Origin of the sequence: Dietzia sp. DQ12-76 (assembly GCF_014145045.1) — a bacterium.
Lineage (GTDB): Bacteria > Actinomycetota > Actinomycetes > Mycobacteriales > Mycobacteriaceae > Dietzia.
Genome location: NZ_JAALDV010000370.1, coordinates 1 through 6364 on the forward strand (window position 1 = coordinate 1; position 6364 = coordinate 6364).

7 protein-coding genes and 1 pseudogene are annotated in these 6364 nt (G+C 69.1%); 5 read left to right on the forward strand and 3 right to left on the reverse strand.

What is annotated here, in order from left to right:
- Positions 1–339, reverse strand: a pseudogene (locus G6019_RS12530) (pyruvate kinase); the annotation flags it as partial.
- A gap of 270 nt (positions 340–609) precedes the next feature.
- Between G6019_RS12530 and G6019_RS12535 the strand changes: the two are divergent.
- Positions 610–813, forward strand: coding sequence for a cold-shock protein (locus G6019_RS12535; RefSeq protein WP_017837502.1), 204 nt, complete (start codon positions 610–612; stop codon positions 811–813).
- Positions 814–952: 139 nt separating this feature from the next.
- Here G6019_RS12535 and msrA read toward each other — a convergent pair whose 3' ends face one another.
- Positions 953–1630 carry a peptide-methionine (S)-S-oxide reductase MsrA gene (msrA, locus tag G6019_RS12540; RefSeq protein WP_107755443.1) on the reverse strand — a complete coding sequence of 226 codons (678 nt, stop codon included), beginning with the start codon at positions 1628–1630 and terminating at the stop codon, positions 953–955.
- Between the two features lie 104 nt (positions 1631–1734).
- On the opposite strand from msrA, the gene G6019_RS12545 reads away from it, so the two are divergent.
- Complete coding sequence (locus tag G6019_RS12545; protein ID WP_156607051.1) at positions 1735–1908, forward strand: hypothetical protein; 174 nt, start codon at positions 1735–1737, stop codon at positions 1906–1908.
- On the opposite strand, the gene G6019_RS12550 is transcribed toward G6019_RS12545, so the two are convergent.
- Entirely contained in the window at positions 1870–2370 is a 501-nt protein-coding gene (locus G6019_RS12550; protein ID WP_107755441.1) for an NUDIX hydrolase, read from the reverse strand. The genes G6019_RS12545 and G6019_RS12550 overlap by 39 nt on opposite strands.
- Before the next feature lie 148 nt (positions 2371–2518).
- On the opposite strand from G6019_RS12550, the gene G6019_RS12555 reads away from it, so the two are divergent.
- From G6019_RS12555 to G6019_RS12565, 3 genes are all read left to right on the forward strand, one after another.
- A complete protein-coding gene (locus G6019_RS12555; RefSeq protein ID WP_031265000.1) occupies positions 2519–3121 on the forward strand; it encodes a superoxide dismutase in 603 nt (200 codons plus the stop codon).
- Between the two features lie 154 nt (positions 3122–3275).
- Positions 3276–5333, forward strand: coding sequence for a neutral/alkaline non-lysosomal ceramidase N-terminal domain-containing protein (locus G6019_RS12560; RefSeq protein WP_241726025.1), 2058 nt, complete (start codon positions 3276–3278; stop codon positions 5331–5333).
- A 77-nt stretch (positions 5334–5410) separates the two neighbouring features.
- The gene (locus tag G6019_RS12565; RefSeq protein ID WP_107755440.1) at positions 5411–6178 is read left to right on the forward strand and encodes an SDR family NAD(P)-dependent oxidoreductase; all 768 of its coding nucleotides are present in this window, start codon (positions 5411–5413) and stop codon (positions 6176–6178) included.
- Positions 6179–6364 lie beyond the last annotated feature (186 nt).

Here is a 6364-nt window from a genome sequence, read left to right on the forward strand (position 1 = left end):
CAGCGCCGCGTCCCCGGCGGAGCGGGCCTGAGCGGTGGTCTTGCGATCCGCGAACCGCGACGGGTCCTGCCCCTCGAGCGCGGCCAACGCGGCCCGCGCGGCCCGGAGAGCCGCCTCCACGTCGTCCTCACAACCGACCAGAGGGGAGACGCCCACGTCGAGCAGTCGGTCCTGCAGATCCCGGAGGTCGTGTCGGCGCAGGCTCGCGTAGTCGACGAGGTTCTCAGCGCCCCGGCGGTGGGTCGGGTGCACACGCTCCACGTCCCGCGCCCTCGTCGCGCGGCCGGGTGCGAGATCGCCCAGGATGGAGTCGAGTTCACTCGTCAGATCGGAGTACACCCACCCAGTGTCGTCCCCGGCGGGTCGACCGAGCGGGCCGGAACCGAGGTGGAACGGCGAATTCACCTGCCGGACACCCCGTGGGGGTGACGGACCGCCTCTCAGGCTGTAGGGTTCTGCGCAGTAGTTGAAAACGTACGTTGTATTTCTGTAGATCCACCGTTCTTGAGAGAGAACGATGCGGCACCGCAGGGAAACACACAGCACGCTCTCTGCTGCATCATCTGGTATCCCGACAAGCGGGGTACCGACTCTCGAAAGGACGCCACTATGGCTACCGGTACCGTGAAGTGGTTCAACGCCGACAAGGGCTTCGGCTTCATCGCCCCCGACGACGGCTCCGCCGACGTCTTCGCGCACTTCTCCGCCATCAACGGCTCGGGCTACCGCTCGCTCGAGGAGAACCAGCAGGTCTCCTTCGACGTCGCGCAGGGCGCCAAGGGCCTGCAGGCGGAGAACATCACCCCGATGTGAGCTGACGTCAGAGCGATCTGACGCCGCATCGACGAGAAGGGCCCTGCCCGGGATCACTCCCGGGCAGGGCCCTTCCGCATGTCCCCTTCCGCATGCCTCTGAGCACCGGCGGCCTCACAGTCCCAGAGAACGGGCGGCCTCAGATCGGGCAGGCCACTCCGCTGCGGACGTGGCAGTCGTATCCACCGGGGTTCTTGATCAGGTACTGCTGGTGGTAGTCCTCGGCGTAGGCGAACTCGCCGGACCGGACTTCACTGAGCAACCCGAATTCGGTGGTCAGAGGGCCGTACCCCGCGGCGTCGAGTTCCTTCTGATAGGCGGCCGCCACACGCCGGGCCGTGTCCAGCTGAGCGGTCGTGGTGGTGAACACGGCAGATCGGTACTGCGTTCCCCGGTCGTTGCCCTGCCTCATGCCCTGGGTGGGGTCGTGCCATTCGAAGAACGTGGCGAGGAGCCGCTCGACGGGCAGGACCTCGGGATCGAACACCACGAGAACCGCCTCGGTGTGCCCCGTCGCGCCCGTGCAGGTCTCCTCGTAGGTGGGATTGGGCGTCCATCCGCCCGCGTACCCGACCGCGGTGGTCCACACCCCGTCGAGCTGCCAGAGGATCTTCTCCGCCCCCCAGAAGCACCCCATCCCCAGCACGATCGACTCGTGCCCGTCGGGGAACGGGGGCACCATCGGGTTGCCGGTGACGATGTTGGTCGGCGCCACCGCGACCGGGTCGGGCCTGCCCGGCAGTGCCGAGTCGGCGTCGATCACCTCGGTCGCGGTCCGCATCGTCGAGTGTCGTATCGCGTCCTGTAACCAGCCCATGCAGCCAGGGTAACCCCGGGGGAGAGATGTGATCCGGACGTGATGTGACGAATACCATAGTCCGCGCTAGGGTGGGCGGAGGATCGACCAGTGGGGAGCTCGACGTGACCGCTTCAAAGCCCGCCGCACAGCAGCTGCGCGACATCCTCGACCGTGGTTCCTCCCAGCCCTTCGAGGGGTCGGGGTCCAGTGACCACGTCAGTCACCGGAACATCGCCGTGACGGTGGTGACCGCCGCGCTACTGCTCCTCGCGCTCGTCGCGATCGTCGCTCTCTGAGCCGCGGCCCCACCACAACCCTTCACGCACCACCCTGACCAGGAGCGGGGCCCATGGTGCACACTCATCCTCTCGGAGAACCGCCACGGTCCGCAGCTCCGTCGGCGTCAGCCAGCGCGCCTCGGCGATCTCCGCCCGGGGCTCCACAGGCAGGTCGGTCTCCACGGTGAACACCTCGGAGACCAATCTGAACCCGGGCTCGTTCGCCGCCGCGGTGTCGAAGCGTCCGAGCGGGGTCAGCCGTTCCGGAGCGAGAGGCACGCCCAGTTCCTCGTCGAGCTCGCGGACCGCGCAGTCCAGCGGGGCCTCACCCGGCTCCCACTTCCCCCCGGGGAGCATGAATCGGTCCGTGCCCTTCTTGCGCACGGTCACCACCGACCCGTCCGGACGCCTCACCACCACCGCGGAGACGGAGATGACGCGGAGAGAGGTCGAATCTTGATGATCCACGCCCTCGATCATGGCAGGCAGGGCGGGCGATCGCCCGACAGCTCCGCTGGTGGGCGACACCACCGGTGCGCGATCACTATGGTGGGAACCGGACGTCGTGACGGGCACCATGGGCCGGACCCAGGCGCGGCCCGTCACCCAACTGAGAGGACTCACCGCTATGGCCGAGTACGTTCTTCCCGACCTCGCCTATGACTACGGCGCGCTGGAGCCGCACATCTCCGCCGAGATCATGGAGCTCCACCACTCCAAGCACCACGCCACCTACGTCAAGGGCGCCAACGACGCGCTCGAGCAGTTAGCCGCGGCGCGCGAGGACGGCACCATCTCCACCAAGGCCCCGCTGCTCAGCAAGAATCTCGCCTTCCACCTCGGCGGCCACACCAACCACTCGGTGTTCTGGCAGAACATGTCGCCCGACGGTGGCGACAAGCCCGAGGGCGAGCTGGCCTCCGCCATCGACGCCGAGTTCGGGTCCTTCGACAAGTTCCAGGCCCACTTCAACGCCGCCGCCACCACCCTGCAGGGTTCCGGCTGGGCGGTCCTGGGATGGGACCACATCGGCCAGCGCCTGATCATCCAGCAGCTGACCGACCAGCAGGGCAACATCTCGATCAACATGACCCCGCTGCTCATGCTGGACATGTGGGAGCACGCCTTCTACCTCCAGTACAAGAACGTCAAGCCGGACTACGTCAAGGCCTGGTGGAACGTCGTGAACTGGGCGGACGTCGCGGAGCGCTACGCCGCCGCCAAGAGCTGACCACACGACCCGAGTGACGGGCCTCCGCGCAGGGCGCGGGGGCCCGTTCCCGTTCATCCCGACCGGGTTTCCGGTCAAGTGTCCAGTTGGGTAGCCTGACTGCACCAGAGGTGACCGACGTCACCTGCACCGCGGACCCGGGAGCCCGATGTCGATGTCACACCACGTCACCACGCGCCACGGCGTCGGGCGCCGCACCGTCCTCGGCGCGGCGGCAGCCCTCGGGGGGGTCACCGCCTTGCGCTCCGTCCTCCCCGCGGTCGCCTCCGCGCAGTCCACCCGGATGTACGTGGGCCGGGGCATCGGCGACATGACCGGGGAGTCCCTGGGGGCGGGGATGAACGGCTACGCCGACACCGAGCAGCACTCCGTGGGGCTTCACCTGCGTCAGCGGGCCCGGGCGTTCGTCTTCGCCGACTCCCCGTCGTCACCCAGGTTCCTCCACGTCACCGCCGAGATCGGGCTGGTCTTCCAGTCCATCCAGCAGGAGGTCCTCCGACGCCTCGCCGCCGAGTTCGGCGACGCCTACCACGAGGGAAATGTGGTCATCACGGCCACGCACACCCATTCCGCCCCCGGCGGGACGTCCGGTCACCCCATGGTCGACCTCTCGATGCTCGGCTTCCGGCCCGTCACCTTCGACGCCAACTGCGCCGGGATCGTCGACGCGGTCCGCATGGCGCATCACGACCTCGCGCCGTCGGACGTCGGGGTCACGACGGGCCACTTGCACGACGCCGGCGTCAACCGCTCCCGCGGGTCGTTCGACCGGGACCCCGCCGAGGAGCGTGCCCACTTCCCCACCGGAATCGACCCCCGGTCGCAGTCCCTGCAGGTCACCCGGGGCGGGAACCTGGTCGGGGTGATCAACTGGTTCGCCTCGCACGCGACCTCCATGACCACGTCCAACAGGCTCTCCTCGTCGGACAACAAGGGATACGCAGCCTGGTTCTGGGAGCGCGAGGCCGCGGGCCAGGACTATCTGGCCGGCGGAACCCCGGCCCTGGTGACCGCGTTCGCCCAGACGAACCCCGGCGACGTGAGTCCCAACCTCGACCTCCAGCCCGGGCGGGGGCCGACTCCGGACGAGTGGCTCAACACCCGTATCAACGGCGAACGACAGTTCGCCGCCGCACGCGACCAGGTGGGCCGGGACGTCCGCCCGCTCGGGGGTGGCATCGACGTCCGTCACCGCTGGGTCGACATGTCGATGGTCGAGGTGCGGCCGGAGTTCACCGGCGACGGCCGCACCCACCGAACCGCCGTCGCAGCGCTCGGCGCGGCGTTCGCCGCGGGCAGCCAGGAGGACGGAGGGGGCGCCGAGGAACTGCCCTTCACCGAAGGGGACCGGGGTGGGAACCCCGCGGTCAGAGCCATCTCCGAGGTCGTGATCCCCGCCTGGTTACGAGAGGCGCACGGCGCGAAGGACATACTCCTGCCCGTGGGCCTGGTGCCGCACGCCATCCAGCGCGTCTATCCGTTCCACCTCGTCCGACTGGGTGGGCACTACCTGTTCAGCCTGGGTTTCGAGCCGACCGTCGTGGCTGGCCTACGCCTGCGTCGGACACTGGCCGCCGAGCTCGCCGTCCCCGAGGACCACGTCACCGTGCAGGGGTACTCCAACGCCTACGGGCACTACGTCACGACCCCGGAGGAGTACTCGGCCCAGAACTACGAGGGCGGCGCCACCGCCTTCGGACCGTGGACACTGCCCGCCATCCAGCAGATCGCCGCCGACCTCGCTCGGTCGATGCGGGCCGGGGCGCCGCTGGACCCGGGAACCCCCGAGCGGGACCTCACCGGACAGATCCCCGTCTCCCCGCTGGGCAACCCGCTCGTCGACACCCCGGCGCCGCTGCGGAACTTCGGGGACGTGCTGGACCCTCCCCTGCCCGACTATCGGACGGGTCAGCGGGTCACGGTGCGGTTCTGCGGTACGAACCCCAACTCCGACCTTCGACGGGGTGAGACCTACCTCGCCGTGGAGCGCCGGGACGGCGGTCGGTGGATCCGGGTCCACGACGACGGCGACTGGTCCACCATGATCGTGTTCGAGGGGCTGCTCACGGTGACCAACGCCCTCATCACCTGGGACATCCCGCCGGGCACCCCGGCCGGTGAGTACCGGGTGGTGTACACCGCCTCGGGCCGCGGCCTCGACGGTCGACTGTTCCCCGTGCGGGGGGAGAGCCCGGCCTTCGACGTGCGCTGAACACGGTTCTGGAACACTGGGCCGGTAAGTGCTTGCACCTCCTAGTGCTCGCCTCCTAGAGAGAAAGGACATCGCCCGTGGACATCAAGGGTGCTTCCGTCATCGTCACCGGCGCCGCCTCCGGTCTGGGCAACGCCACCGCTCGTTCGTTCGCCGAGAAGGGGGCGATCGTCTTCGGCCTCGACCTGCAGCAGTCCATCGACAAGGCCGTCGAGCAGGGCATCGATGAGGGGATCACGCTCCTCGCCGCCGATGTCACCAGCGAGGACGACGTCAAGGCCGCCATCGCCAAGGCCACCGAGGCCGCCCCTCTGCGCGTGGTGGTCAACTGCGCGGGCATCGCCCCGGCCGCCCGCATCGTGTCCAAGAAGGGCGTGCACCCCCTGGACCTGTTCCAGACCTGCATCTCGGTGAACCTGGTCGGCACGTTCAACGTGCTGCGTCTCGCCGCCGAGGCGATGTCCACCCAGGACACGGTCGACTCCGACGGCCAGCGCGGCGTCATCATCAACACCGCCTCCGTGGCCGCTTACGAGGGCCAGGTGGGCCAGATCGCCTACGCCGCGTCCAAGGGCGGCGTGTACTCGATGGGCATCTGTGCGGCCCGCGACCTCGCCCAGTTCGGTATCCGCGTCAACACCATCGCCCCGGGCACGATCGAGACCCCGATGCTGCGGGGCCTGACCGAGGAGTTCCAGAAGACCCTCGAGGCCTCGATCCCGTTCCCCTCGCGTCTCGGACGCCCGTCGGACTACGCCCAGCTGGCGAACGCGATCGTCGAGCAGGACTACCTCAACGGCGAGAGCTTCCGCATGGACGGCGCGCTGCGCATGGCGCCGCGCTGATCCGGGGCTCCGCGGTGATCTGACCGTGGAATCGACGACTGAGGCCCGCCCCCCTGGTCAGGGAGCGGGCCTCAGCGCCGTTCTGTGGACGTCGCGCGTCGGAGCCGATCCGTCAGCCGCGACCGTTCGGGGTGTCCGGGCCCGGAGCCTGGGGAGCGGGTGCCGGGGCGGCCTGCTCGGGCGCGG

Bases quoted from the DNA above. Each gene is read 5' to 3' on its own strand.
- G6019_RS12555 (WP_031265000.1), top strand. From the start codon at position 2,519: ATGGCCGAGTACGTTCTTCCCGACCTCGCCTATGACTACGGCGCGCTG.
- msrA (WP_107755443.1), bottom strand. From the start codon at position 1,630: ATGGGCTGGTTACAGGACGCGATACGACACTCGACGATGCGGACCGCG.
- G6019_RS12550 (WP_107755441.1), bottom strand. From the start codon at position 2,370: ATGATCGAGGGCGTGGATCATCAAGATTCGACCTCTCTCCGCGTCATC.
- G6019_RS12560 (WP_241726025.1), top strand. From the start codon at position 3,276: ATGTCACACCACGTCACCACGCGCCACGGCGTCGGGCGCCGCACCGTC.
- G6019_RS12535 (WP_017837502.1), top strand. From the start codon at position 610: ATGGCTACCGGTACCGTGAAGTGGTTCAACGCCGACAAGGGCTTCGGC.